Source organism: Moraxella sp. CTOTU48841 (assembly GCF_032061225.1).
In the GTDB taxonomy this organism is placed as follows: domain Bacteria; phylum Pseudomonadota; class Gammaproteobacteria; order Pseudomonadales; family Moraxellaceae; genus Faucicola; species Faucicola cinerea.
Genome location: NZ_DAMBFQ010000001.1, coordinates 290,427 through 316,025, shown reverse-complemented (window position 1 = coordinate 316,025; position 25,599 = coordinate 290,427). Strand labels below are relative to the sequence as shown.

At 43.4% G+C, this 25,599-nt stretch carries 21 protein-coding genes; 11 read left to right on the top strand and 10 right to left on the bottom strand.

Annotation, left to right across the window (positions count from 1 at the left end; genetic code table 11):
* Nucleotides 1–127 precede the first annotated feature (127 nt).
* On the bottom strand, nucleotides 128–901 hold the full coding sequence (gene phbB, locus RT034_RS01320; protein ID WP_313012736.1) for an acetoacetyl-CoA reductase: 774 nt from the start codon (nucleotides 899–901) through the stop codon (nucleotides 128–130).
* A gap of 596 nt (nucleotides 902–1,497) precedes the next feature.
* Between phbB and glnE the strand changes: the two genes are divergently transcribed.
* The 7 genes from glnE to RT034_RS01285 all read left to right on the top strand — a co-directional run bounded on the left by glnE (nucleotide 1,498) and on the right by RT034_RS01285 (nucleotide 10,173).
* The gene (gene glnE, locus RT034_RS01315; RefSeq protein WP_313012734.1) at nucleotides 1,498–4,320 is read left to right on the top strand and encodes a bifunctional [glutamate--ammonia ligase]-adenylyl-L-tyrosine phosphorylase/[glutamate--ammonia-ligase] adenylyltransferase; all 2,823 of its coding nucleotides are present in this window, start codon (nucleotides 1,498–1,500) and stop codon (nucleotides 4,318–4,320) included.
* A gap of 87 nt (nucleotides 4,321–4,407) precedes the next feature.
* Nucleotides 4,408–5,352: a branched-chain amino acid transaminase gene (locus RT034_RS01310; RefSeq protein ID WP_313012732.1), complete on the top strand. Its 945-nt coding sequence runs from the start codon at nucleotides 4,408–4,410 to the stop codon at nucleotides 5,350–5,352.
* 112 nt (nucleotides 5,353–5,464) lie between these two features.
* Nucleotides 5,465–6,292 (top strand): hypothetical protein, encoded by an 828-nt coding sequence (locus RT034_RS01305; protein ID WP_036604325.1) that lies wholly within the window; start codon nucleotides 5,465–5,467, stop codon nucleotides 6,290–6,292.
* Between the two features lie 10 nt (nucleotides 6,293–6,302).
* On the top strand, nucleotides 6,303–7,172 hold the full coding sequence (locus tag RT034_RS01300; RefSeq protein ID WP_313012729.1) for a glycosyltransferase: 870 nt from the start codon (nucleotides 6,303–6,305) through the stop codon (nucleotides 7,170–7,172).
* Nucleotides 7,173–7,187: 15 nt separating this feature from the next.
* The gene (locus RT034_RS01295; RefSeq protein WP_313012725.1) at nucleotides 7,188–8,285 is read left to right on the top strand and encodes a glycosyltransferase; all 1,098 of its coding nucleotides are present in this window, start codon (nucleotides 7,188–7,190) and stop codon (nucleotides 8,283–8,285) included.
* A gap of 18 nt (nucleotides 8,286–8,303) precedes the next feature.
* A complete protein-coding gene (locus RT034_RS01290) occupies nucleotides 8,304–9,059 on the top strand; it encodes a glycosyltransferase family 25 protein (protein WP_313012722.1) in 756 nt (251 codons plus the stop codon).
* Between the two features lie 16 nt (nucleotides 9,060–9,075).
* Entirely contained in the window at nucleotides 9,076–10,173 is a 1,098-nt protein-coding gene (locus RT034_RS01285; protein ID WP_313012720.1) for a glycosyltransferase, read from the top strand.
* Here RT034_RS01285 and RT034_RS01280 read toward each other — a convergent pair.
* The 5 genes from RT034_RS01280 to aspS all read right to left on the bottom strand — a co-directional run bounded on the left by RT034_RS01280 (nucleotide 10,151) and on the right by aspS (nucleotide 15,487).
* The gene (locus RT034_RS01280) at nucleotides 10,151–11,005 is read right to left on the bottom strand and encodes a hypothetical protein (protein ID WP_313012718.1); all 855 of its coding nucleotides are present in this window, start codon (nucleotides 11,003–11,005) and stop codon (nucleotides 10,151–10,153) included. The genes RT034_RS01285 and RT034_RS01280 overlap by 23 nt on opposite strands.
* Nucleotides 10,996–11,805, bottom strand: coding sequence for a hypothetical protein (locus tag RT034_RS01275; protein WP_313012716.1), 810 nt, complete (start codon nucleotides 11,803–11,805; stop codon nucleotides 10,996–10,998). Before RT034_RS01275 ends, RT034_RS01280 begins: the two co-directional genes overlap by 10 nt.
* Before the next feature lie 108 nt (nucleotides 11,806–11,913).
* Complete coding sequence (locus RT034_RS01270; RefSeq protein ID WP_409566270.1) at nucleotides 11,914–12,696, bottom strand: glycosyltransferase; 783 nt, start codon at nucleotides 12,694–12,696, stop codon at nucleotides 11,914–11,916.
* An 18-nt stretch (nucleotides 12,697–12,714) separates the two neighbouring features.
* Nucleotides 12,715–13,659, bottom strand: coding sequence for a lysophospholipid acyltransferase family protein (locus RT034_RS01265; RefSeq protein ID WP_313012713.1), 945 nt, complete (start codon nucleotides 13,657–13,659; stop codon nucleotides 12,715–12,717).
* 22 nt (nucleotides 13,660–13,681) lie between these two features.
* Complete coding sequence (gene aspS, locus RT034_RS01260) at nucleotides 13,682–15,487, bottom strand: aspartate--tRNA ligase (protein WP_313012711.1); 1,806 nt, start codon at nucleotides 15,485–15,487, stop codon at nucleotides 13,682–13,684.
* Nucleotides 15,488–15,724: 237 nt separating this feature from the next.
* On the opposite strand from aspS, the gene sohB reads away from it, so the two are divergent.
* From sohB to RT034_RS01240, 4 genes are all read left to right on the top strand, one after another.
* Nucleotides 15,725–16,714, top strand: coding sequence for a protease SohB (sohB, locus tag RT034_RS01255; protein WP_313012708.1), 990 nt, complete (start codon nucleotides 15,725–15,727; stop codon nucleotides 16,712–16,714).
* A gap of 108 nt (nucleotides 16,715–16,822) precedes the next feature.
* Entirely contained in the window at nucleotides 16,823–17,485 is a 663-nt protein-coding gene (locus tag RT034_RS01250) for a DUF1543 domain-containing protein (RefSeq protein ID WP_313012706.1), read from the top strand.
* Between the two features lie 134 nt (nucleotides 17,486–17,619).
* Entirely contained in the window at nucleotides 17,620–19,710 is a 2,091-nt protein-coding gene (locus tag RT034_RS01245; RefSeq protein ID WP_313012703.1) for an AAA family ATPase, read from the top strand.
* A gap of 28 nt (nucleotides 19,711–19,738) precedes the next feature.
* The gene (locus RT034_RS01240; RefSeq protein WP_313012701.1) at nucleotides 19,739–20,827 is read left to right on the top strand and encodes a type I glyceraldehyde-3-phosphate dehydrogenase; all 1,089 of its coding nucleotides are present in this window, start codon (nucleotides 19,739–19,741) and stop codon (nucleotides 20,825–20,827) included.
* Between the two features lie 105 nt (nucleotides 20,828–20,932).
* Here RT034_RS01240 and purH read toward each other — a convergent pair whose 3' ends face one another.
* From purH to prmA, 4 genes are all read right to left on the bottom strand, one after another.
* A complete protein-coding gene (purH, locus tag RT034_RS01235; RefSeq protein ID WP_313012697.1) occupies nucleotides 20,933–22,513 on the bottom strand; it encodes a bifunctional phosphoribosylaminoimidazolecarboxamide formyltransferase/IMP cyclohydrolase in 1,581 nt (526 codons plus the stop codon).
* A gap of 152 nt (nucleotides 22,514–22,665) precedes the next feature.
* Nucleotides 22,666–22,995, bottom strand: a complete 330-nt coding sequence (locus RT034_RS01230) for a helix-turn-helix domain-containing protein (RefSeq protein ID WP_286130508.1) — start codon at nucleotides 22,993–22,995, stop codon at nucleotides 22,666–22,668.
* Between the two features lie 252 nt (nucleotides 22,996–23,247).
* A complete protein-coding gene (locus tag RT034_RS01225) occupies nucleotides 23,248–24,426 on the bottom strand; it encodes a DUF3426 domain-containing protein (RefSeq protein ID WP_313012694.1) in 1,179 nt (392 codons plus the stop codon).
* 222 nt (nucleotides 24,427–24,648) lie between these two features.
* On the bottom strand, nucleotides 24,649–25,557 hold the full coding sequence (gene prmA, locus RT034_RS01220; protein ID WP_313012692.1) for a 50S ribosomal protein L11 methyltransferase: 909 nt from the start codon (nucleotides 25,555–25,557) through the stop codon (nucleotides 24,649–24,651).
* Nucleotides 25,558–25,599: the final 42 nt, after the last annotated feature.

Here is a 25,599-nt window from a genome sequence, read left to right as displayed (position 1 = left end):
CAGTAAGTTAACGGTTGTCAGCAATGTTGTCATTCAACAAAAAAGACCAAGTCGCGATGACTGGTCTTTTTTAGTTCATAACCGATTTAGTTTATAAACGATAATGGCAAGCTTGATGGCAGGCTCATTAGTGCATGTATTGACCGCCGTTTACGTTGATGGTCTCACCTGTGATATAAGCAGCGCCATCGCTGACCAAATACATCACGGCAGCAGCAATCTCTTCCGGTTGGGCGATACGACCCATTGGAATGCCTGCTTTGATACTTTCCATCACTTTTTCAGGCACCGCCATCACCATTTTAGTACCTGTATAACCCGGTGCAACCACGTTAACGGTCACCCCAGATTTAGCGCCTTCTTGTGCCAACGCTTTACTAAAGCCGATAATACCCGCCTTGGTGGCTGAGTAGTTGGTTTGCCCAAACTGACCTTTTAAGCCATTGATTGAGCTGATACTCACAATACGCCCAGATTTTTGCTCAAGCATTTTGTTAAAAACAGGTTGGGTGACCGTGAATAGTGATTTTAAGTTGGTATCAATTACCTCTGACCATTGCTCATAAGTCATTTTTTTGAAAGTCGTATCACGGGTGATACCTGCGTTATTTACCAACACATCAATTTGACCTGCTTTTTCAATTGCATCAAGAATGGCTTTGGTGGCTGCTTCATGGTCGGTGAGATTCGTTTCAACAAAGGTGAAATCGCTGGCATTCATGCCTTCTTCTTTTAACCAAGCTTCGCCGCGGTTGACAGTGCTATCCGCTTTATGGGTGTAGGTTGCAATGATGTGATAGCCAGCTTGGATTAGCGCATGACAAATAGCAGTGCCAATACCACCTAGCGCACCTGTTACGAGGGCAATTTTTTTGTTTGCAGTTGGGTTGTCGGTTGTCATCACAGTACGCTCCTTGTTTGTTGTGATTGTTTGTTGTGATTGTTGGTTTTGATAAAAAAATTCAATGATTTAAATAGTTTATAATATAAATGTGTTGGTTTTTTTACAATGGAACATGCGGCTCAAAAATCAGTCACACGCGATTGATATCAGGGTCAAAAAAAACTATAGACCGAATATTCACATAAATTTATTGACTTTTACTTCCTTGTTTTTTTTCATCATATATGAAAATCTGATAACTACCAATATTTTTTACGTTTTTATTTCTATGACAAACATTTTGCTACGCGCAAACGAGTATTTATAGGTTTGTGTGCTAAAAAAATTTGCAACAATAGCGGTTTGTGCTAGGCTATAAGGATAACTTTAAGCAATGTAAGGTTGAGCAAAATACCCTGTATCAACTGCGCTTAATCCATGCTATTTGCAAAATATCCCGCTTGATGGTACAAACTTGGCTTAATTGTACAAACTTGATTGGACAAGTCTGATTGTATCGATACGCAAGCGTGAATGCTTAGTACTTTTATATACTACGATGAGATAGGTCTGTTTATTTAGTCTGTTTATTTATTTGCCACACGGAAATTAGAATGCCGCAACTCTTACCAACGATAGAACAAATCGCTGTATTACAGCAAGCTAGTAATTTTGGCTATCAGTATTGGCAGACTAAAACAAACGTTGCACAAAGCTTTTTAAAAAGCTATCCGCTTACCCAAACGCTCGATGTCCAACATATCAAAGATTTAATACGCGATTATACGCTTGATGAAGATTACCAATTGGCGGATGAAGCAAGCGTGATGCGGGGGCTGCGTCATCTACGCAATTTGTTGATGGTGCGCTGGATTTGGCAAGATGCATTAAATCTGATTAGCCTAGAGCAGCTGACATGGGAGTTGTCAAAATTTGCTGATTATTGTCTCATTTTTGCCAAAGACTATGTGTATCAAGATTTAATCAGTCGCTATGGCGAGCCGTATTTTTTTGATGAAAAAAATAAACCGCACAAGGATGATTTAGCCATCATCGCCATGGGTAAAATGGGGGCAGAAGAGCTCAACTTATCAAGCGATATCGATTTGATTTTTGTCCATCAGGGGCAAGGTGAGACGGTGGTTGACCCGTTAAAACAACCAGGGTCAAAAGCTGCTAAATCCATCGACAACAAGAAATTTTTTACCAAATGGGGTCAAGGCATCATCAATCTGCTTGATAAAAACACCCAAGATGGTTTTGTATTTCGCATTGATATGCGCCTTCGTCCTTGGGGTGATGGCAGTGATTTGGCAATTCATTTATCGGCACTGGAAAAATATTTTGCCCAACATGGACGGGCGTGGGAGCGATTTGCTTGGCTAAAAGCCAGAATCGTCAACCCTGTCACCTTTAGCGATAGCTTAAAAGCCCTTATCAAGCCGTTTGTATTTCGTTATTATGTTGATTATAGTGCCTTTGCCGCACTGCGTGAGATGAAATCGCTGATTCAAAACCAAGTCGAACAACGTCAAGATACCGACAATGTCAAGCTTGGGGCGGGTGGTATCCGTGATATTGAGTTTATCGTGCAGTCATTTCAGTTGATTTATGGCGGGCGTGTCAGTGATATCAAAGTAAAAAACTGCCTACAAGCGATGAGCCAATTGGAAAAACATGGCTTTATCGATGCTGTGACCCATGAGCAATTGGCACAAGCCTATCGTTTTTTACGCAGATTAGAGCATGGTATCCAAGCCATCAATGATGAACAAACCCAGCGACTGCCACAAGACGCCATGCAGCGACATCAGCTTGCCCAAGTATTGGGGTTTGCTGATTGGGCGGCATTGTTAGCCAAACTCAATGAATACCGCCAAACCGTAAAAGTGCCTTTTGACGAGCTGGTCAGTGATCGCCAACAGTCTGATGAACAGCTACAAGTGGATCATCAGCACAATTTATCTGAGCTTGAGCAAAAATTAAGCCCTGACAATAAAGATAAATTAAGCCAGTTTTGGCAAAGTAAACTCATCACAGGACTCAGTGAAGAAGCCAAGACTCGCTTAAATGCCGCCTATCCGATTCTAATCAATGGGTTGTTACATTCCGGTTTAAGCGAAGATGCAATCAATGTGGCATTACCTAGAATGTTGACATTGCTAGAGGCGGTAAGTCGTCGGTCAATTTATTTGGTCATGTTTGTCGAAAACCCAACCGCAGCCGCCAAATTGATTCCCATGTTGGCAGCAAGTCCTTGGATTGCGAGCGAATTGGTAAGTTATCCTGTTTTGCTAGATTCATTTATCCGTGAAAAATACCGTCATTTACCTGATAAGGCAGAACTTAGTGACATCTTGCGTCAGCAGTTGTTGCGGGTAGAACCTAATGATGAGGAAGGGCTACTCAATGCCTTTCGTTTTTTCAAAAAAACCCAAGTCTTGGCAGTGGCGGCGAGTGATGTGTTGGCGGATAGACCGTTGATGAAAGTCTCTGATTCACTCACCTTTATCGCTGAAGTGGTGCTTGAAAAAGCGTTGCAACGGGTATTTGGTGAATTGGTAAAAAAACATGGCTATCCTGTCAATGCCCAAGGCGAGCCTGTGAGTGAAGCGCATAATGGCTTTGCGATTATCGGTTATGGTAAGCTTGGCGGGCTTGAGATGAGTTATAGCTCAGATCTTGATCTTGTGTTCATTCATGACATTGATGAAGAAGCACAGACGCTCGGTGAAAAACCCATCAGCGGTATGAAGTTTGCCGCCCGCCTTGCCCAAAAACTGATGAATTATTTGACCACCCAAACGCGCGATGGCCGTGTCTATGAGATTGACATGCGCCTGCGTCCTTCGGGTCAAGCAGGTATGATGGTGGTATCTACCCATGCGTTTGAACTTTACCAAATGCACAAAGCTTGGGCGTGGGAACACCAAGCGTTGGTTCGCGCTCGTGCCATTTGCGGTGATAACCGCGTGATGATGCGATTTGACCAGATTCGTAAGGAAGTATTGTGTCTGCCACGTGATAAAGACAGTGTCCGTATCGAAGTATCCACCATGCGGCATAAGATGCAAGACCATTTGGGCAGCAAACCGCATACCAAGCAGCAAGGGTTATTTCATCTGAAACAAGATGCAGGCGGATTGGTTGATATTGAATTTATTGCCCAGTTTGCTGTCTTGGCGTATGCCAATAGTTATCCTGCGTTGGCCGTTTGGAGTGACAATGTGCGTATCTTTGAAGCGCTTGCCAAAACAGGTGTTATCGAAACCGAAATATGCCAACAGCTAACGCACGCTTATCTTCGCATCCGCAGTATGACGCATCGGTTGGCTTTGGCAGAGCAGCCGATACTGGTAGATGAAGCCCAGTGGCATGATCTACGTAATTTTGTTGATGCGCAATGGCATCGTTTAATCGGGCAGCGTCCAGAATAGATGTAACATCAATTTTTATTTCAAAAAAAGCACTTTTTATTTCAAACAAAAAATTTTTTATCTCAAACTAAACACTAGGAGTAATCAATGGCAACAATTCCCAGCATGGCAGACCGTGATGGTTTTATTTGGATGGATGGCAACATGGTAGACTGGCGTGATGCCAAAATCCACGTATTAACCCATACACTGCACTACGGGATGGGCGTATTTGAGGGGGTGCGAGCCTACAAAACCCATGATGGACGCACGGCGATTTTTCGTCTAGAAGACCATACCCAGCGCCTGCTAAATTCCGCTAAAATTTTCCAGCTTGCTGTGCCCTATTCGTATGAAGAAGTGTTACAAGCACAAAAAGCCGTGGTACGTGAAAATAACCTTGAATCGGCATACCTACGCCCATTGATTTGGGTCGGTTCTGAGAAATTGGGCATCGCTGCTAAAGATAATAGCATTCACACCATCGTTGCCGCTTGGGTTTGGGGTGCTTATCTGGGTGAAGAAGGCATGGCAAAAGGTATCCGGGTAAAAACCTCAAGTTTTACCCATCACCATCCAAACGTCACCATGTGTAAAGCCAAAGCCGTGAGCAACTACCCAGTATCTATCATGTCAAACCAAGAAGTCACCCGTCATGGCTATGATGAAGCGGTATTGATGGATACCCAAGGCTATGTTTGTCAAGGCTCAGGGGAAAACTTATTTTTGGTCAAAGACGGTGAGCTGCATACCCCAGATTTGTCAGGGGGTGCATTGGACGGCATTACCCGCCGTACGGTGATACAGTTTGCACAGGACTTGGGCATCAAAGTGCATGAGCGTAGAATCACCCGTGATGAGTTTTATATCGCGGACGAAATCTTTATGACAGGTACTGCCGCCGAGATTACCCCAATTCGTGAATATGATGACCATGTCATTGGCTGCGGCGCGCGTGGTAAAATCACCGAAAAACTGCAAAGTCTATTTTTTGACGTGGTACAAGGCAAAAATGATAAATATGCGCATTGGCTCAGCTACGTGGATGAATAATCGGTAAAATTGTAGATAAGTGAAAATAAGTAGATAAGTGAAAATAAAAGGATAGTTATGTTAAAATGACTATCCTTATTTTTTGAAAAATTATCGGTACTTTGGAAGTGACATGACAACATCGAGTGCAACCACCCCGCTTAAACAAATTATTTGTATCAAATGGGGCACCAAATATGGCGCAGATTACGTTAATAAACTCTATGGAATGGTAAGCCGTAATATCACCCCGCCGTTTCGCTTTGTCTGCTTTACCGACAATACCGATGGTATTCGTCCTGAAGTAGAATGTCAGGATTTGCCGCCCAGCGATATTGTGATGCCTACCAATACCCTTGGTAAATGGCCAAAGTCACGGCTTTGGAATGCACAGCTTGGCAATGTCACAGGAACGGTATTGTTTTTAGATCTTGATGTAGTCGTAGTGGGTAGCCTTGACGACTTTTTTAGTTTTGGCGATGACGATCAGACGGTGTTATCTTATAACCCAAGTAACCCTTTAGAGAAGCTAGGTCAAACCTCGTGTTTTCGCTTTAAAGTCGGTAGTTTGGTTAGTTTGCTAGAAAAATTCCGTGCCGATCCACAAGGCGTGGCGGATAAATATCGCTTTGAGCAGCGTTTTGTCACTCGCAATGCCCCTGGTGGGGTTAAGCTTTTTCCCAAAGAGTGGGTGGTGCATTTTCGCCGCAAATGCCGTCAGCCATTTCCGCTAAATTATTTTATCCCACCAAAACTGCCTCATGATGCACGCATTATTATTTTCCCTGGGGATTTGTATCCGCAAAATGCGATTGCAGGACAATACAACAAAAATTCTGCCGATAATGCTAAAGAACATTTAGGGCAGTTATTCACTGCTGAAAAAATCAAAAAACCGATTTCGCATTTACGCCATTTTATTTTGCCGACTGATTGGGTGGCAACGCATTGGCGAGAATAGAGGATAAACTATGGCGAACTTAGACCAACCTATCAAAATCTTTATCGGCTGTGACCCTAATAACAGCGACCTTGAGCAGATGATGGTGCTAGATTATAGCTTGCACAAACATACAAGCGAGCCTGTCGAGATTATCTGGATGCAGTTAAGCCGTGACCCAAGCAGCGTATGGTACTCTAATCCGCAAACAGGTGAGGGCTGGCATACCGAAAAATGGGCGACCCCGTTTTCGGGCTTTCGTTGGGCAATCCCCGAATATTGTGGCTTTAGCGGACGGGCAATTTATATGGATGCCGATATGGTAGTGTTGGACGATATCGCTAAATTGTGGCAGCACCCAATATCTGATGAGGCGATTCTTGCGGCTAAAGGCGATGGCGATTTGATGCGACTGTGCACCTGCGTGTGGGATTGCCAAAAAGCCAAGGATTATCTTGAGCCTGTCGCCCAGCTACAAGCCGATCCTGAGAGCCATAGCAAAATGATGGTAAAATTTAAAGCCAATCCGCAACTCATACAGATCTACCAAGACAGCTTTAATTGTGTGGATGGCGAAGATTTAGCGATTGAGGATATTCGGATTTTGCATTATTCGGACATGGGAACGCAGTTTAGCCATAAATATTCCTTACCGCGCTTACAAGCCGAGGGCAAAACGCATTGGTTTGATGGGCAGATTTTGCCGCACCCTCGTCAAGATTTGGTTGAGCTTTTCGATATCTATTATCAAGAGGCAATACAAGCGGGCTATAGTATTGAAAACTATCGCACTACGCCGTTTGGCGAGTTTCCAAAAAGAACTTATAAAAAAGGTTACAAGGGTAATGCGGTCACTCGCCCTGCGAAAAAACCTTCTTTATTGAGTCGTTGGTTTAAATAGTCAATAGAGTGTTAAATGGCATTGGTTCAGTCACAAAAAATCGTATTAGTGATTAATTCACTGCAAGGCGGTGGGGCAGAAAAATTTGTTTTGACCTTGGGGGAAGCCTTTTACCAGATGGGCTTTGAGGTGCATATTGTCCGATTTGACCCGATTGTCGAACATACATTAAGCGAAAATTTAATCTATCATCTTATTCCTTTTCGCAATTATCGACGCTTTCCGAAAGGTAAAATTCGGTATTTCTTTTTTGCTCGGGCAGTTGATGGCTATATCAATAAACATATTGGTCAGCCTGTGGCAATATTCGTGAACTTGTACCGTGAACATGAGGTATTTTATTATTCAAGGCAAAAAAAGGTGGCGTATGTCATCCATAATCAGCTCAGTGAAAAATTAAAACTTGCTACCTTGCCGCCCAAGCAGCTTTCTTACTTTCAACGAATTTATACCAAGTATCCTGCTATTTGTGTAAGTGGTGGGGTAGAGCAAGATTTTGTCTATCAATTTGGTGAACCGACCAAAACCACCACGATTTATAACCCCATCGACCGTGATAACATCCGTGTGTTAGCTGAGGTAGCTAACCCAGATTTACCCGCCATTACCCGACAGGGCTATCTTATTCATGTGGGCAGTTTTAAAGCCCAAAAAGGGCATGAAATTTTATTGCAAGCTTATGCCAATTCGGCACAGACATTGCCCTTGGTATTGGTGGGTAAGGGTAGTCTGCAAGCGCAAATTGAACAAAACATTATCGCGTTAAACTTGCAAGATAAAGTGATTTTAACTGGGTTTCAAAAGAATCCTTACCCATTGCTAAAGCACGCCACAGGGTTTGTGTTATCCTCGCATTTTGAGGGCTTTGCATTGGTATTGGCAGAGTCATTGGCATTGGGCGTGCCTGCGATTAGCACCGATTGTCCGTCAGGACCTAGTGAGATTTTGCCGCCGCAGAATTTGGTGGCAGTGGCAGATATCCCTGCGTTAACTGAAAAAATCAACCAATTAATGAGCCATTCTAGCCAGTTTAACGTGCCATTTAACGAAGCTTTTTTGCCGCAAAATGTTGCCCGTCAGTATTTGGCATTTATGGGGGTTAATTATGAATAAGTCCAAGCGAGAAAAGTGATGCTAAAAAATTATGTGATTAGTCTCGCTCATCATAGCAAGCGGCACAGCCATATCCAACAAGAGTTTGCTAAGCAGCACATACCTTTTACTTTTTTTTCGGCGGTCACCCCGGATGAAAATACCCAAGTCGCTCAGCGACTGGCGATTGATATCACAAAGTCGGTATCTAGTGACACCGAAATTGCCTGTTTTTTAAGTCATGCTAGCCTGTGGCAACGCTGTGTGGATGAAAATCTTGATTATATCGGTATTTATGAGGATGATGTTTTTTTAGGTCAGCAGTTCGAGCAGTTGATCCGTCAAACTGATGTTTTTCAAAGCCAAGCTATCGATATTTTAAAATTAGAAAAGGTAAGCCCAAGGGTGCATTTGGCTCATCCGATAGTCTTACCTCAGAGTAAACGGACGATTTATGAATTAAAGTCTCGCCATTTAGGTGGGGCAGGCTATCTGCTATCCCATCGCGCTTGTCAGTATCTATTACAATATATCAGAAACCTACCCCAGCTTGAGGCAGTCGATGTGATGCTATTTGATGTGGGGAAATACCCCAAAGCCCTGCCTGTATATCAGCTTGTGCCTGCGATTGTGATTCAGGAGCATCATCTATTACCGCAAGTTGCTTTGGCAAGTAGCCTACAGGCAACCAGAAGCCGAGAAATTAAACGACCTTTGACAGGGCTACAAAAAATCAAACGTGAAGTCCTGCGTGCGACACGCCCGCTATATATGACCAACCTTACCTTTGAATAAACCTAAGGAGCCACTTGTGAGCTGCAACCCCCCAAATATCATTGTGTTGGTTATCAACTGCTTGCAAGGGGGCGGGGCAGAAAAGTCAGTATTGACGCTCGCGGAAGGCTTTTATCAACTGGGCTATAAAGTCCATGTCATCCGATTTAAAGCCACGACAGAATATGAGCTTAGCCCACATATTGATTTTCATATTGTCAACTTTAAGTGGTTTAAACTAATCCCCAGTGATAGGGTGCGTTACCAACAATTTGCCAAACATTTAGATAACTATATTTTAACGCATATTGGTCAGCCATGTTTGACGATTGCAAATTTGGAACGGGCGGACAAGGTATTAAGCTATAGCCAATTACCCAATGTCATTCATGTGATTCGTAATACCCTTTCTCAAGAACTGAAATTAGCCCAAGCTCGCAACAAGCCTATGGATATAGCACAGCTAAAGACAACCTATCATGCACAGCCTTGTGTGGCGATTAGTGAAGGGGTGGCGGTGGATTTTAAGGCGACCTTAGGACTGACGAATATTACCACGATTTATAACCCGATTGATAACAAGCTTATTGAGGCAATGGCAGAGGCATACCCGCTAGAGATTGCGGAGTTTATTGTGCATGTGGGCAGCTTCAAGTACCAAAAAGCGCATGATATTCTGCTAAAAGCCTATGCCAAAACCTCGCAACGCTATCCGCTGTATTTGGTGGGTCAAGGCAAGCTGATGGCAGAAACCAAACAGCTTGCGGTTGATTTAGGGATTAGCGACAAGGTGGTATTTACTGGCTTTAAATCCAACCCCTATCCGTATATCAAACACGCTAAATGCTTAGTGTTAAGTTCCCGATTTGAGGGCTTTGGGCGAGTGATTGCCGAAGCCTTAGCCGTGGATACGCCTGTGATAAGCACTGACTGTCCGTATGGTCCTAGTGAGTTATTGCCAAGGCAAAATCTTGTCCCTGTCGATGATATTGACGCCTTAGCCCAATTATTAGAACAAGCAATGGCAAATCCATCGGCGTTTGCCGTACCGTTTGATGAGCGATTTTTACCCAAAAATATCGCTAATCAATACATTGAGCGATTCGTGACCTCTAATCTGCCCGATACGGAATAAATGTAAACAAATCCTTAGAAATGGGCGAGTGGTTATAAATTTGCACGCCTTTTTGCTGATAGTTGTGGGCTACCCAATCAAACGACGGTACGATACGGTGGGTGATAGCCTTATCAAGTTTGGTCGGGGCAGCATTTTCTTGGTTTTCATAAAACCGTGGCTGCTGGCTATTGATTAAATCAATGCCATACAGATGTATCACTTGAAATCCTAGAGAATAGGCAAGCTGTAACGCCACCAACGCTACCGTTCCCCCTTCAACAAAGCCGTAACGAATATCCCAAGACACCCCAATTTTTTTGTTGATGCTATGGTAAGGGCTATGTTTTAGGTGTTTTAGTCGGGTACGTTTATTGAGTGTGACAGCTATTTTGCCTAAAAGGCTAGTTTGCTGAAGGGCAATCAAACTATCATCAATCGGTCTATCGACTGGATAGATGATATAGATATGGTCAGCATATTGAACTAAAAAATCGGGCGCATCTTGCCATAGTTGTTCTGCCACTAAAGCACTGATATACAGCGGATAACCCCCCTGATAATACTGCAGCGGAATACTACAGTTATGTTTAATAAAGCGTGGGTCGGTGATGACATACGCCACAATCTTATCAAATTTATAGTGTTCGGTCAGGCTAATACTGCCATTTACAAATATAACCGACTCACAACCAAGCAGGTCAATGGCATTGGTTTGGATGCTTGGGCCTGACGCCAAAATATGTACCGTCGTATCAGAGACTTTTGGTAGCACAAATGCAGGATTGACAATATGTAGGGCGATTGTCTGAGTAGATCGGGTAAATATCAAAGAATGATTGGCTACCACCATGCTGATTTTTCATCCTTATGTAGTTGTTTTAATGTGGTGAATGCGCTAGGTTGGTCATGCAATCTAGCAAACACCTTGAGTAAGAGTGTGGTAGAAAAAGGGTCTTCAGCGTAAAAATGCTGATACCGCTCACGCATATGTTTTAGTGTATCGTCCTTACCTAGCCTAAAATAGGTCAAACCAGCATACAGCTGTTTATGATGCGCGTACAAAATAGCGGATTTTTCCTCATCTAGGCTGGCAGATGAACGACACAGATACTGCTGGGTTTCGTAGACTTTTACCGTATTAATCAAAGTAATAATATTGAGTAATATTGCCTTTCTAGTCGGTTTTGGATCAAAATCAATAAAGGTATCGCAGGTAGAGGCAATCCACCGTAAACTTAAATTATCCATCAAATAGTCAGTCTGCGTTTGCCAAAGGTGGGTAAAGATTTGAAAAGTTTTTTCAGGTTGAAACCGACGGCGTAATAATACAATCAGTATCGCATGGTAAAAACTAAGTTCAGATTGTCCTATAAACTCGCGTTGCAACGTGGTTAAATGCGTGTATAAATTGCGAATACGCCGTGGCTCATAGTCCTTAAGCGGGTCTATCGGTTCATCCACTTGGGTATCATCTAATAAATGGGGGTGAGCTTGAATAATCGTGTCAATGATAGAACAAGTATCACTATCAATCACACGACTTTTCATCGCCTCAATATTTTGCCCGGCATAGTGGTCAATAATTTGATTCGCCCCAAGGCGTTTTTCACTTTTAAATAATAAAATAAACTTACGATACCAGTTTGCCATTTTTTATTATTCCTAAAACCGCAAGCTTATGTGAAATTTCTTCTAAGTTTACTTATCCGATGCTCAATTATCCATTAACTATTTAAGGCTTAACTATCAAAGGTTGCATTATCGCCAATAATTCCTAATCCAGTCAGTTGGTAATACCTTACGATACCATTTACCGCTTTTACCCATGATGGCATCGGGTGGATTCACTTCCCCATGAAAAATCACCATTTTTGCCCCTTTAGGCAAAATCGGCGGTTTGACAAAACTTAAGGGAAATGGCTGCACGCATTGGTATTTAAAACTCACGCACCAAGACGCATCCCAATATTCAAGGTGATGATGTTCACGCAAATAATTGGATAGGTAAGCTTGCTCATGGCGTACTTGGCTACGAATCGTGTCAAAATTTTGCTCAAAGTTAGACAATAAATTTGGGTAGGTGTTTTGTCCAACCTTGAAACGATACACCGATGAATTACCCACCATGCGCCACGGTTTTTTCCAATCACGGATAATCACCACACTGTCATCGTGCTGCGCTTGATACGTAAAAAAGCAATCAATATTATCGACAATCACAATATCAATGTCCAAAAATAACGCCGTGCCTTTTAAATCATATAATTCAGGGCTAAAGGTGGTCAATTTTTTCCAGCCACGTTCAGGAATATTACTGGGTAAATTGAGCTCAGGAATTGGGTAGCATTTGACGTTGGCATCTATCCCTGTGCTATCATCGGTCAAACATACCATTTGAAACGGTAGTGTTAAATGTCTGTTAACCATATTGTACAGGCGATTAACGTACTCAGCACCATATTTGGTACCCCATTTCATACAAATAATGTAACGGTTTTCATCAGGCAGAGCAGGCGCTGAAGTATAATTTGGTAAAGTCATAAGTAAATGATTATCATATTAAGTAAGTGAATTGATAATATCATGATTGCCAAGTTTTGGATAACGCTGGCGAACCGCTACTGCGATGGATGGCTTGGCATTATAAATAACCGGAAATCCTGGCACACGTTTAAAGCGCTTATAGCCCCACATATATTGACTGGGGAAACGGTCAATCATTCGCTCGATGGCGTGGTTCATCGCAGTTGTCGCTGTCACCATGTTTTTATCATACAAGGTGGGGTCAGTTAACTCATCACAATAAATATCAAAGCCTTGTCCATCATCACGGCGTACACAGGTCAAACCTACCAAGCTACATTTGGTTTTACTGGCTAATTTGCTAGCAAGGGTACTGGTCAATGTCGGAATACCAAAAAACGGCACCACTTCACCGCCAGATGGGTCAGGGACATGGTCAGGCAATATGATACTAAAACCGCCTGCTTTTAGGGTTTTAAAAATCGCTTTGACCCCAGTCGCATCAGTTGGTACCAAAGTTGCATTTAGTCGCTGACGCCCTTGTAGCACAAACTGATTGGCTTGTTCACCTTTCACGGGTTTATACATGATGGTCGGTGCGCCGAACTGGTTGAGCCACGCATTCATGATTTCCCATGTTCCCAAATGCGGCACAATTGCAAGCATGCCATTGGGGTTTTGTAAGCCTTGCATTAAAACTTGTTGATGATGCACGGTATGGATTTGTTTGACCGACCACGCAGGTGGCATCGCCCAGCTTTTAGCCGATTCCACCATGTTTTTGCTTTGATTGGCAATACAGGCTCTAGCAAGCTGGTCACGCTGAGTTTCGGTGAGTTCAGGATAGACAAGTCGTAAGTTAGTATCAACGGTTTTTATGATACTTTTGTCACGACGAAGTGAAATGATAAAGCTTGCGATATGTGCCAATAGATACAGCATCCACATTGGCACATATTTGAGGAGAGTAAAGGCATTCATCTAATTAAAGGTGTGACCTTGATTAAGATTGTGGCGCTTTACTGTCTTTTTCGCGTATACGAATACCCAATTCACGCAGTTGTTTGCCATCCACAGGCGCAGGGGCTTCAGTCAGCGGACATTCAGCCGTTTTGGTTTTTGGGAAGGCGATGACGTCTCGAATCGATTGTGAGCCTGTCATTAGCATAATTAAACGGTCAAGACCGAATGCCAAACCACCGTGCGGTGGCGCACCGTATTTTAGCGCGTTAAGTAAGAATGAGAATTTCTCTTCGGCTTCGGCTTCAGAAATACCCAAGGCTTCAAATACCGCTTTTTGCATATCTAAGGTATTGATACGCAGTGAACCCCCACCGATTTCAGTACCGTTTAATACCATGTCATAAGCGATAGACAGCGCGGTTTCTGGGTTGTTTTTCATCGCTTCAACCGTGCCTTTTGGCTTGGTGAAGGGGTGATGCACCGACGTCCATTTACCGTCATCTGTTTCTTCAAACATTGGGAAATCCACGACCCAAAGCGGCGCCCACTCACAGGTCAGCATATTTAGGTCTAGACCCAATTTGACACGCAGCGCACCCATGGCATCATTGACGACTTTGGCTTTATCCGCGCCAAAGAAGATGATATCACCGGTTTGCGCCTCAGTACGTTTAATCAGCTCGACCAATACCTCATCAGTCATGTTTTTGATAATCGGTGATTGTAGACCTGATTCTTTATCGACACCGTTGTTGATGTTGCTCACATCGTTGACTTTGATATAAGCCAAACCTTTTGCGCCATAGATGCCGACAAATTTAGTATATTCGTCGATTTGTTTACGGGTAATTTCACTACCGTTTGGCACACGAAGCGCTACCACACGACCTTTTGGGTCTTGGGCAGGGGCTGAGAATACTTTAAATTCCACAGACTGCATGATGTCAGCCACGTCAATTAACTTCATAGGAATACGCAAGTCTGGTTTGTCAGACGCATAGTCACGCATTGCTTCGGCGTATGTCATACGCGGGAAGGTATCAAATTCAATGTTCATCATGGTTTTGAACAAGTCTTTTGTTAACCCTTCGGCAATGTTCATGATATCTTCATCACTTAAGAATGAGGTTTCGATATCGATTTGGGTAAATTCTGGCTGGCGGTCAGCACGTAAGTCTTCATCACGGAAACACTTAGCAATTTGATAATAACGGTCAAAACCCGCCACCATCAGCAGCTGTTTAAATAGCTGAGGCGACTGTGGCAGGGCATAAAACTCACCGTTTGATACACGGCTAGGCACCAAATAATCACGCGCGCCTTCTGGGGTGGCACGGGTCAAGATGGGGGTTTCTACATCCAAGAAACCTTGGTCATCTAGGTAACGGCGAATGGTCGAAGTGGCTTTGGCACGAAACTTCATACGCTCTTGCATCTCTGGACGGCGCATGTCTAAAAAGCGATATTTTAGGCGCAGTTCTTCAGAAACGTTGGTGAACTCATCATTGAGGGGAAATGGCGGTGTCTCAGAAGTGGCGATTGTTTCGATGTCTTTCGCTAATAATTCCACTTGACCACTGGTCATGTTTTTGTTTTCAGTACCGGCATAACGCTGACGCACACGACCGGTAATTTTGAGCACATATTCAGAACGCGCGCTATCTGCGGTAGCGAATGCTTCTGGGGTATCTGGGTCGATGACCACTTGCAGTAGGCCTTCACGATCACGCATATCCAAGAAAATGACCCCACCGTGGTCACGGCGACGATGCACCCAACCGCAAATAGTGATGGTTTGGTCGTTTAAGTTTTCGGTGACAAGCCCGCAATAGTGTGTACGCATCATAATGAAGCAATCCCAATATTTTTCGTAATGTAAGAAGTAGCAAAAATTTTTATAAACGAATATTATGCCTTGTTTACTCAAATTTCACAATATGAAACACGGTTTATCATGCATATCTACTAGCCATGCCTATCACAGACATTTCGCGAATATTGTGTGGATAAGCGATTGAAAACAGCAAAATAAACGCTATATAAAACCCATTGTGTGAATTTTTTCCTTAATTAGAGAATTATTATGCTATTTCAAAATGCCAAACATCCGGTTGAAATGAAAGTCACCCATTTAAATAAAGTCAAAGCCCAGCGCGAACAACAATTACAATTGCAAATGGTGAATGATAAAGGGTTAACCTCACTTATCAGCCGCGCATTTACAGACTTGACAAAAAAAGAAAATACCAAAAAAACCTCAAAATTTGGTCTGTTTAAAAATAAAATCGCCAACAAAAATTGTTTTGTGCTGGATTTTCATGGGGATATCAAAGCCACGGAAGTACAGCAACTGCGTGAAGAAATCAGCACGTTATTGACGGTCGCTAAAGCTGAAGATGAAGTCATTGTGCGCCTTGAATCCTCAGGTGGCATGGTACATGCATATGGCCTGGCTGCTGCCCAGTTGGCACGTATAAAAGAAGCAGGGCTACACTTAACGGTCTGTATTGATAAAGTCGCTGCCAGTGGTGGCTATATGATGGCGTGTGTGGCTGATAAAATTTTGGCGGCGCCATTTGCGGTGGTTGGCTCGATTGGTGTGGTGGCACAAGTGCCCAATTTTCATGATTTATTAGAAAAACATGACATCGATGTCGAAGTATTTACTGCAGGTAAATACAAACGCACGGTAACCGTTTTTGGTGAAAATACCGAAGAAGACAAACAAAAATTCCAACAAGAGCTGGAAGAAACGCACAAACTATTTAAAGACTTTGTGCATAAATACCGTTCAAGTTTGGATGTTGAACAAGTGGCAACCGGTGAGCATTGGTACGGTGAAGATGCGATAACACGCAATTTGGTCGATGTCCTGCAAACATCGGACAGTTATATCTTAGAAAAAATGACAGATAGCGAATTGTATGCCATTCAATCTCGCCAAAAACCGACCATCGCGCAAAAGCTAGGCATCTCACAAGCGGCACAAGCGGTGGTAGCGACAGCGATTGATAAACTACCAGATGCCTTGGCAAAGTTAGAAAGCGCTAAAATGCCGATGGTCAAAAAATAACCGTAAGATAAAATGATAAAAACCTGCGGTGATAAAACCTGTGACAAAAACCTATGATGGTTCGCAGGTTTTTAACTTTTTAATGGCGACACATTTGGGCGTATAACTATGAAACTATTTATGTTAAAAATCGGGGCACGTCCCCAAGGACGACTCATTGAACAGCATGATGTGATGTTTGTGATTGCAAATAGCCTAAGTGAAACAATTGAGAGTGTCAATCAGCACTGGCCGGCAGTCAAAAATAACTGGCACTTAGACGCATGGCGAGAAGTGAAGCGGGTGGGTGATTATCAAATTTTTTTGTCGCCAGAGAGCTTGTCAAAAGATGGATTATCAAAAGATAACGCGCTTGCAGATAATATATTGGCAGATGACAGGGTAGATAACAAATTAGATAGTCACGGCAAACAACTTTATTTTGTCAATTTAGGCGGTTATCTGCCGGGTCAATTTGAAGAATTTCATTATAAAACACTTGTGGTAGCCGAGACGCTAGGTAAAGCAACGGCGCAAGTTAAAAAAACGGCATTTTATCAAGACTATACATTTGATAATGTCGATACCGCCAAAAGCGGCGTGGCAACCAGTCATGTAGATGATAAGCATCAACTAGACTTGGATGATATTCACTGTGTGGCTGATTTACTGCCAAATGACGTGACATTAACCATTCAGCCATTAACCGAGCCTGAAAAGAATCAGCTACCTGACGATGCGCTGCATATTGGTTATTTAAGTCTCAAGCAAATCAGAACCATGATTGACTAAACGGTGAAGCATCTGATGGCGTATTTTGGTGCTGTCAATCATTGCCTTTACTCGGCTTTGCCTTTATAGTAGGCTCATTTTTAACTCGCTTTTTTTAACCCCTTCTTTTTATCTACAAAAGCTTTGTATAACCAATGAAACAAGCCACCGCCCTTGATATTCTTAAAACTGGTAAAAATGTGTTTTTAACAGGCTCAGCAGGGGCGGGCAAGACCTATACCATCAATCAGTATTTGCATTATCTGCGCGCAAGGGATGTGGCGGTCGCGGTGACGGCAAGCACAGGTATTGCTGCCACCCACATGAACGGCATGACCATTCACAGCTGGGCGGGCATCGGCATCAGTAACGAGCTAACCGCCAAAGACATCGCCCGAATCAAAAAACGCACGGTGGTTGCGGAGCGCATTGAGCGCACCAAAGTATTGGTGATTGATGAAATCTCGATGCTGCATCGACAGCAATTTGAGCTGATTAACCAAGTGCTACAAGCCATCAAAGAAAACACCTTGCCGTTTGGTGGGATACAGCTATTGGTCGCCGGGGATTTTTTTCAGTTGCCGCCGATTGGTGAGCCCCATGAGAGCAACCGCGATAAATTTGCCTTTATGGCGCAAGCTTGGCTGGATGCAGATTTTCAAATTTGCTATTTATCCGAGCAGCACCGTCAAAAAACTGACAAAACAGCGGTGGCAGGCAACAGCTATTATGGCTTGGATTTAAATGCGATTTTAAATCAGATTCGTAGCCAGCAGTTTACCCCCCATATCATGCCTGCTTTGACCGCTACGGCTGAGCATGTGCTAGCCGATAACCGTACCCGACTTTTTACCCATAATGTCAACGTGCAAGCCATCAATGAGCAGGAACTTGGCAAAATTACCACAGCGGCGCATACTTTTCGCGCTTGGGGAGAAGGCGATGAAAAGCTGGTCGAGACGCTAAAAAAATCCGTGCGCAATACCCCAGAACTGGTGCTCAAACTTGGCGCAAAAGTGATGTTTATCAAAAACAACGCCGAGCTTAATGTCTCAAATGGCACCATGGGCAAAGTAGTTGATTTTGTTGCCACAACTCTTAAACAACCAAATAAACAAACAGACGATAGTCCATCAAAAAACAGCCCATCAAACAATCACCCATCTGAGCCGCTGGATGAACAAGCGCTAGCAGCAGATGCAACTGCCTTGCTCGATGCCATCGAACAAGAACAACAAGCCGATATGGCAGACTTGCTCGATGAAGTCAATGGCGGTCAATCACAACAAACTCACCCCAGGGATGAGGAGAGGGATGAGGATGATACCACTTCGACAGACACGGCTGATGACAAACTCTCTGAGTTACTTTATCCCTTGGTTGAGCTCAATGACGGCCGCAAAGTCATCGCCGAATATGATTCATGGCGTATTGATGATGAAGACGGTGAAATACTGGCTGCCTATTACCACATCCCCTTGACGCTGGCGTGGGCGATTACCATTCACAAAAGCCAAGGCATGACGCTGGATGCGGCAGAAGTAGATTTGTCCAAAACCTTTGAAAAAGGGCAAGGCTATGTGGCTTTATCACGGTTAAAGCAGCTATCTGGGCTACAATTACTGGGCGTCAATGAATTAAGTTTACAGCTTGATCCCTTAGCGCGCGGCGCTGACCAGCGATTTCAGGCTATCAGTGCAGAGCAAGAGTGTGAATTTTTGACGCGCAGTAAAAAACAGCTCAATGACCTTCATCGTGAATTTATCATTCAATGCCGGGGTACGCTGGATAAAGAAAAAATCGCTGCGTATGAAAATCGCGCCAAACAACAGCAAAAACTGATTGAAAAACGTCGCCATGCTGTACAGCAGCTGCAATCTTTGGCGGATGATGCGGCAGGCGTTATCACCCCCACGGTGCTGGAAACTAAAGCCTTGTTGGATGAAAGTTTGACCATTGCAGAAATTGCGCAAGCCCGTAATCTAGCCCAATCAACCGTGATGGGACATATCGAGAAAATTGCTGAGCATTTTCCCCGCGCTAACATAGCGCATCTACGACCTGAGGACAAATGGCTACAGCCGATTGATAAGGCGTATCAAAAAATAGCCAAACGTGATGACAAACGCGATAAAGATAACGATGGCAAAATCAAAATTCGCGCGATTGTCGAAGAGTTAAGAAACGCCTATTCTTATAATGATGTCAAACTTGCCTTGTTGTTTTTAAAACTGCATGGCAATTGAGCACTTGTCTAGTAAGGAATATCCCTGATTGAATGCTTCTACCATCAAACCTTTTAACATTGCTATTAATGGCTTTGGTCGTATTGGGCGCAACGTGCTACGTGCTTATATCGAAAGGTTTTGTCAAAATCCTTTACAATTACAGCCGTTAAATATCGTTGCTATCAATGATATTGCTGAGCCAGCAACCCTGTTACATTTACTCAAATATGACAGTACCCATGGTCGATTATCGGCGGTCAGTAATATCCATATTGAATTAAAAACAGTAGATTTGGGTGAAAAACAACAGCATTTTTTGCTATTAAGCCAAGGGGAGTTTCGGCAAAAAATTGCATTGATACAGCAGCCCATTGCCACCAAATTACCTTGGGAAAAACTGGGCATCGACATGGTGCTTGAGAGCACCGGTCATTTTCGTAGCTATGAACAGGCGTCGCAGCATATTATCGCGGGCGCCAAGCAGGTGATGATTGGGGCTGCTCCGTTTGATTATGTCGATGCCAGTATCGTAGTGGGCGTCAATGACCATGAGCTTAGCCGTGATAAAAAGATTTTATCCAGTGTGTCGTGTACCACCCAAGCGCTCGTGCCTTTACTGTATATATTGCACCGAGCCTATGGTATCGAATCAGCAATGATGACCGAAATCCATGCGGTGACCGCTGACCAAACCGTGCTTGACCAAGTGCACCGTGATTTGCGCCGTGCACGGGCTTCTGGGCATAACATTATCCCAACCACATCAAGTAGTATCGCTGCGGTCAATCGGGTGATGCCGCATATGACAGGCAAGGTGAATGGGTATTCTATCCGCGTACCGACCATGGATGTCGCGGCAATTGATGTGACATTTACCTTTGACAAAGACACGGATGTTACCGCTATCAATCAGCTGTTAAGACATGCCAGTGAACAAGATTTATTGGGTATCATGGATTACAGCGATGAGCCATTGGTGTCCAGTGACTTTATCCATGATGCCCATTCGTTGGTGATTGATAGCTTACAAACTATGAGCGTGGGGCGGCAGTTTAAAGTGTTTGCTTGGTATGATAATGAATGGGGCTATGCCAATCGGATGCTCGATATTTGCCAAACCTTAGCCAAACTATAAGCCTTAGCTCAGCTATAAACACTAACGAAGCTATAAAAAGAAAAAAATTATCAATTAAAAAAGGCGAAACCTAGTCAGTTTCGCCTTTTTTATGTCTAACAAAAATTAATGTCTAAAATGACGCATACCGGTGAACACCATCGCAATGCCATGCTCATCGGCTGCAGCGATGGTTTCGTCATCGCGCATTGAGCCACCTGGCTGAATAATCGCCTTAATCCCCACCGCTGCGGCATTGTCAATACCGTCACGGAATGGGAAGAAGGCATCTGATGCCATCACCGCACCCACAGGCGATAGACCAGCGTGCTCAGCTTTAATCGCGGCAATACGGGCTGAGTTGACACGGCTCATTTGCCCTGCACCGACACCAATGGTACGCCCATCTTTGGCATACACAATTGCGTTGGATTTCACATATTTGGCGACTTGCCAAGTAAATAGTAAATCATCGAATTGTTGCTGAGTCGGCTGTACTTTTGTTACCACTTTTAAATCATCTAAGGTGATTAAGCCCAGATCTTGTTCTTGCACCAATAAACCCCCAGTGACGCGTTTAAAATCAAACTGGGCTTGGCGCTCACTTGGGTTTGGTAATTCACCGCAGACTAACACGCGCACATTTTTCTTAGCAGATGTGACATCGAGTACACCGTCGGCAACGCTTGGGGCGATGATGACTTCAACAAATTGCTGATCTACAATTGCTTTTGCTGTTTTGATATCCAGCTCACGGTTAAAGGCAATGATACCGCCAAACGCAGATTCTGGGTCAGTGGCAAAGGCTTTTTGATAAGCATGGGTTAAGTCGGCATCCACGGCCACACCACAAGGATTGGCGTGTTTAACAATGACACACGCAGGCATATCAAACGATTTCACGCATTCTAACGCCGCATCGGTATCTGCGATGTTATTGTAAGATAGTTCTTTACCTTGTAATTGCTTGGCGGTGGCAATACTGGCTTCTTTTTGACCATTTACCTGGGCTTTTTCGACATAAAAAGCGGCTTGTTGATGCGGGTTTTCACCATAGCGTAAGTCTTGCGCTTTATCCATTTGTACGTTAAAGGTACGCGGGAATTGGTCAGCCGATTCAAAGCTTTGCAGGCGGTTGCCTAAAAAGTTGGCAATCATACCGTCATAATGTGCGGTATGCTCAAATGCTTTTACCGCTAAATCAAATCGGGTGGTATCACTGATGCGGCCGTTTGCTGTTAGTTCGCCCAAGATTGCTGCATAATCGTTGGGGCTTGTCACAATGCTGACATGGTCATGATTTTTTGCCGCTGCACGCACCATGGTAGGACCACCAATATCAATGTTTTCGATAGCGTCTTCTTTGGTGACATTTGGGTTGGCAACGGTTTGGGCGAATGGATATAAATTGACAACCACCATATCAATGCGGTCGATACCATGTTCTTGCATAATGGCATCATCAGTGCCGCGGCGACCTAAAATACCGCCATGAATTTTTGGATGCAGGGTTTTTACCCGACCATCCATCATCTCTGCAAAACCTGTGTATTCTGCGACCTCAGTCACTGCTAAGTCATGTTGTTTGAGTAGTTTGTAGGTACCGCCCGTTGATAGCAGACGAAAACCGTGGATGATTAGACCTTTGGCAAAATCCACAATACCCGATTTATCAGAAACAGAGAGCAATGCATAAGATTGATTCATAATTGACTCGACTCGTTGACAAAAAAATACTGGGGGCAGAAAAAACAAAAAAGTCAGTTATGACGAACTGACTGATTGGCTTTCATATCCCAACTCTATAAATCCCAAAATATAGGGATATCTTACCATAAAAAAGCGGGTATTTTTATCAATTATAATAATTGGTGAGTTTTCAGTTTTTTCCGCAATGTACCGCGATTAAGTCCCAAAATCTCGGCGGTTTTGGTTTGATTGCCGCGGGTATGTTCAAGGACGACACTGATTAGCGGTTTTTCAAATTGTGACAACATAAGCTCGTAAAGCTGGGTCGGCTGTTGTTCTTTTAAATTATCGAAGTACTCTCGCACCACAAGCTCAATGTGATGAGCTAGGCTTGCGCTAGGAGAAGTTTGCGATGGGGTATGGGTAGTGTAGGGATTAGATGGGCTATCTGACATATTGGAATACTTGGCGCGATTTTGTAAAGCAACAGAATTGGGCATAACAGATTCTCAAACTAAATTTGCTGACAAATTTATTGAATAATTCGTTAGTTAATAGATTAAATAAAACTTAAATATCAAGACGAATAATAAAGTTATTGGTACTTATACTAAAACAATTATGAAAGCGATAGCAAGCTTAAGTTGTTTACAATATGTAAAATTCTGCGATAAATACTGGGTACTGGAGGCTTTTTTATCACTATTGGAATGAAGCTAAAAAGAAGCTCAATTGAATGAAGCTAAAAAAATTTAATAAATCAGCTCAATATTAGCGGCTTGAACTTTGGTTTTTGGAAAGTCAATACGCAATTTAATGGGTTTTATTTGATGCGGCATCAAATAGTTGTTACCCGCTTCTAGATAGTCTGTAGGGGTAAGTAGCGTCTGAGCGAGTATGGTGTTGCCACTGCGCAGCGAAACCTTAACACTCGGGTAGACAATATTATTATCCGTGGTATTGGTCAGAGTAAATATCATGTCAGTCTGCCCCGCTTGTTTGGGTGAATGGGCAAGCGCAAGCATCTGCACATCAATAAGCTCGGTATCAGCGATAGGCAATTGACAGGCAGGGATTTTATGGCAAATATTTGAGAGCACGGCCGCGTTTGCTTTTGAAGTGATTAGGGTGTCGATGTTAAAAATAATATATTGCGCGGCTAACAAAAAGACTAATAGTAAGCTACCTAATCCCCAAATAATGCTCATATTAAAAATTTTTGCATTCGCCAATTGCTGCGAGGAAACTTGTTGCGACAAGCGTTCATCAATCTTTTGTTGATAGGCTAACAAATCTGCTTGTTGCTCACTACGAGTATCAATCGGGATTTGGTCAAAAATATCTGTGTTAAACACCCCATCCATGCCTCGCTTGGCGCCGGCTGTGTCGTCTGCTGCTTCGTTGTCATCCGCTTGTGCCATTAAGCTTAGCAGCCAAGCCTGCTCATCGCCTAACGTCTCGTTATCTTGGGCGAGGTCTATCGCTTCAACGGCGTCCTCATCGCCAATCAATACTTTGGGATTGCTATTTTTGGCTATGGGTAGTTGGTCAAAATTGTCTATAATCTCTAAGTCATCTATGGTGCTGTTTGATTTAGCATAGGCTGATTTTGTATGAGATTGTGACAAGGGATAGGGTGAGATGGGTTTAACTGGTTCATCGACAATGAGATTGCCGGCTTCATCAATACCTGACTCATCGTCAAATAAAATCTCCTCAGATTTATCATCGATGAGCGCTGAGGGCGTCTGATTGCTTGGACTTGCCGGCGGATTGTTGTTAGTAATTTTTTGTTGTTCTAGCTGGTCGGTGGCGGAGAAAATGGTTTTGCAATGGGAACAACGAACGTACCCATGTCTAATGGCTAATTGTTCATCATTGATTTTAAATGCATGTTGGCAGTTTGGGCATTTAGCATTGTACAAATTCATCGCAACATCACTTCCCTTTTAGCATTTTTAGTTTGCGTCTTTGATTGTTAATAATGTCGTGTGTTAAATCATTTAATGACGAATAAAAAATAAAGTCAACAAATTTCCTAGCGTTTATGTTCACTATGCTGCTAGCTATGTTGTTAGGCTGTTACTAGGCTTCGACGGGGAAAAGACGACCTTACCGCCTTGTAAGGCTTTTTATACGAATTGCGACTTGTTCTACTCGCGGCGAAAACCCGAGAGGCGATGCCAATGTTTATCTTCCTGCGCGCTAAAGGTAAATTCGCCATCCATCTCAAAATAAGGCTGATAGGCAGCTTTTACATCTTCCACTTGGTTTTCAATCAGACCGGCCAACACAATGCTACCTTGAGATTTCAATAATGTCGCAAAATAAGGGGCAAGGCTCATTAGTGGTTTGGCTAGAATATTGGCGGTTATCAAGTCCACGGGCAAAATAGCCTGCTCTTTACAATAGTCACTAAATTGCTCAGGTAAAAATGCCTGAAGCTGATCGGCTACCTTGTTGCGCTCGGCATTTTGATGGGTGGCTAATACCGCTTGGGGATCAATATCAACCGCGTACACCTGTTTTGCGCCTAACAAAAGCGCCGCAATGCCCAAAATACCTGAGCCGCACCCATAGTCAATCACCACTTTATCTTGCAGCGGTTGTTCTGTTAGCCAATCGATACAAAGACGGGTGGTTGCATGGTAACCTGTGCCAAATGCCAAGCCTGGATCCATGATGATATTAATCGCATTGGGGTTAGGGGGTGACATCCATTTGGGCACAATCCAAAGTCCATTAGCACATTCAATGGGATGGTAGTTCTTCATCCACTCACGTTCCCAATCTTTATCATCCACTCGGCTGGTCCAAACTCGCGTCGCCACCACATCATTGGCGATACCTTGACTCAAAGTTTCCAAATTACAATCGCCATCAAATAGCCCAGTCACAATCACATCATCCCACAATGGCGATTCACCTGGCAATGGTTCAAATAGCGGTTGGTCACCTGCATCATCTAAACTGATACTGAGCGCATCGGCTTCTAGCATTAAGGTTTCCGCCAGTTCGGCTTGCGATTTATCGCATTGAATATGTAATTGCTGCCAAGGCATAAACAGTCCTTAAAAATAAAAAGTAAAATAAAAAGCTAAAGG

What these genes read in the sequence shown, in the direction of transcription:
- phbB (WP_313012736.1), bottom strand. Translation starts at nt 901, where the DNA reads ATGACAACCGACAACCCAACTGCAAACAAAAAAATTGCCCTCGTAACA.
- glnE (WP_313012734.1), top strand. Translation starts at nt 1,498, where the DNA reads ATGCCGCAACTCTTACCAACGATAGAACAAATCGCTGTATTACAGCAA.
- RT034_RS01310 (WP_313012732.1), top strand. Translation starts at nt 4,408, where the DNA reads ATGGCAACAATTCCCAGCATGGCAGACCGTGATGGTTTTATTTGGATG.
- RT034_RS01305 (WP_036604325.1), top strand. Translation starts at nt 5,465, where the DNA reads ATGACAACATCGAGTGCAACCACCCCGCTTAAACAAATTATTTGTATC.
- RT034_RS01300 (WP_313012729.1), top strand. Translation starts at nt 6,303, where the DNA reads ATGGCGAACTTAGACCAACCTATCAAAATCTTTATCGGCTGTGACCCT.
- RT034_RS01295 (WP_313012725.1), top strand. Translation starts at nt 7,188, where the DNA reads ATGGCATTGGTTCAGTCACAAAAAATCGTATTAGTGATTAATTCACTG.
- RT034_RS01290 (WP_313012722.1), top strand. Translation starts at nt 8,304, where the DNA reads ATGCTAAAAAATTATGTGATTAGTCTCGCTCATCATAGCAAGCGGCAC.
- RT034_RS01280 (WP_313012718.1), bottom strand. Translation starts at nt 11,005, where the DNA reads ATGGTGGTAGCCAATCATTCTTTGATATTTACCCGATCTACTCAGACA.
- RT034_RS01275 (WP_313012716.1), bottom strand. Translation starts at nt 11,805, where the DNA reads ATGGCAAACTGGTATCGTAAGTTTATTTTATTATTTAAAAGTGAAAAA.
- RT034_RS01270 (WP_409566270.1), bottom strand. Translation starts at nt 12,696, where the DNA reads ATGACTTTACCAAATTATACTTCAGCGCCTGCTCTGCCTGATGAAAAC.
- RT034_RS01265 (WP_313012713.1), bottom strand. Translation starts at nt 13,659, where the DNA reads ATGAATGCCTTTACTCTCCTCAAATATGTGCCAATGTGGATGCTGTAT.
- aspS (WP_313012711.1), bottom strand. Translation starts at nt 15,487, where the DNA reads ATGATGCGTACACACTATTGCGGGCTTGTCACCGAAAACTTAAACGAC.
- sohB (WP_313012708.1), top strand. Translation starts at nt 15,725, where the DNA reads ATGCTATTTCAAAATGCCAAACATCCGGTTGAAATGAAAGTCACCCAT.
- RT034_RS01250 (WP_313012706.1), top strand. Translation starts at nt 16,823, where the DNA reads ATGAAACTATTTATGTTAAAAATCGGGGCACGTCCCCAAGGACGACTC.
- RT034_RS01245 (WP_313012703.1), top strand. Translation starts at nt 17,620, where the DNA reads ATGAAACAAGCCACCGCCCTTGATATTCTTAAAACTGGTAAAAATGTG.
- purH (WP_313012697.1), bottom strand. Translation starts at nt 22,513, where the DNA reads ATGAATCAATCTTATGCATTGCTCTCTGTTTCTGATAAATCGGGTATT.
- RT034_RS01230 (WP_286130508.1), bottom strand. Translation starts at nt 22,995, where the DNA reads ATGCCCAATTCTGTTGCTTTACAAAATCGCGCCAAGTATTCCAATATG.
- RT034_RS01225 (WP_313012694.1), bottom strand. Translation starts at nt 24,426, where the DNA reads ATGAATTTGTACAATGCTAAATGCCCAAACTGCCAACATGCATTTAAA.
- prmA (WP_313012692.1), bottom strand. Translation starts at nt 25,557, where the DNA reads ATGCCTTGGCAGCAATTACATATTCAATGCGATAAATCGCAAGCCGAA.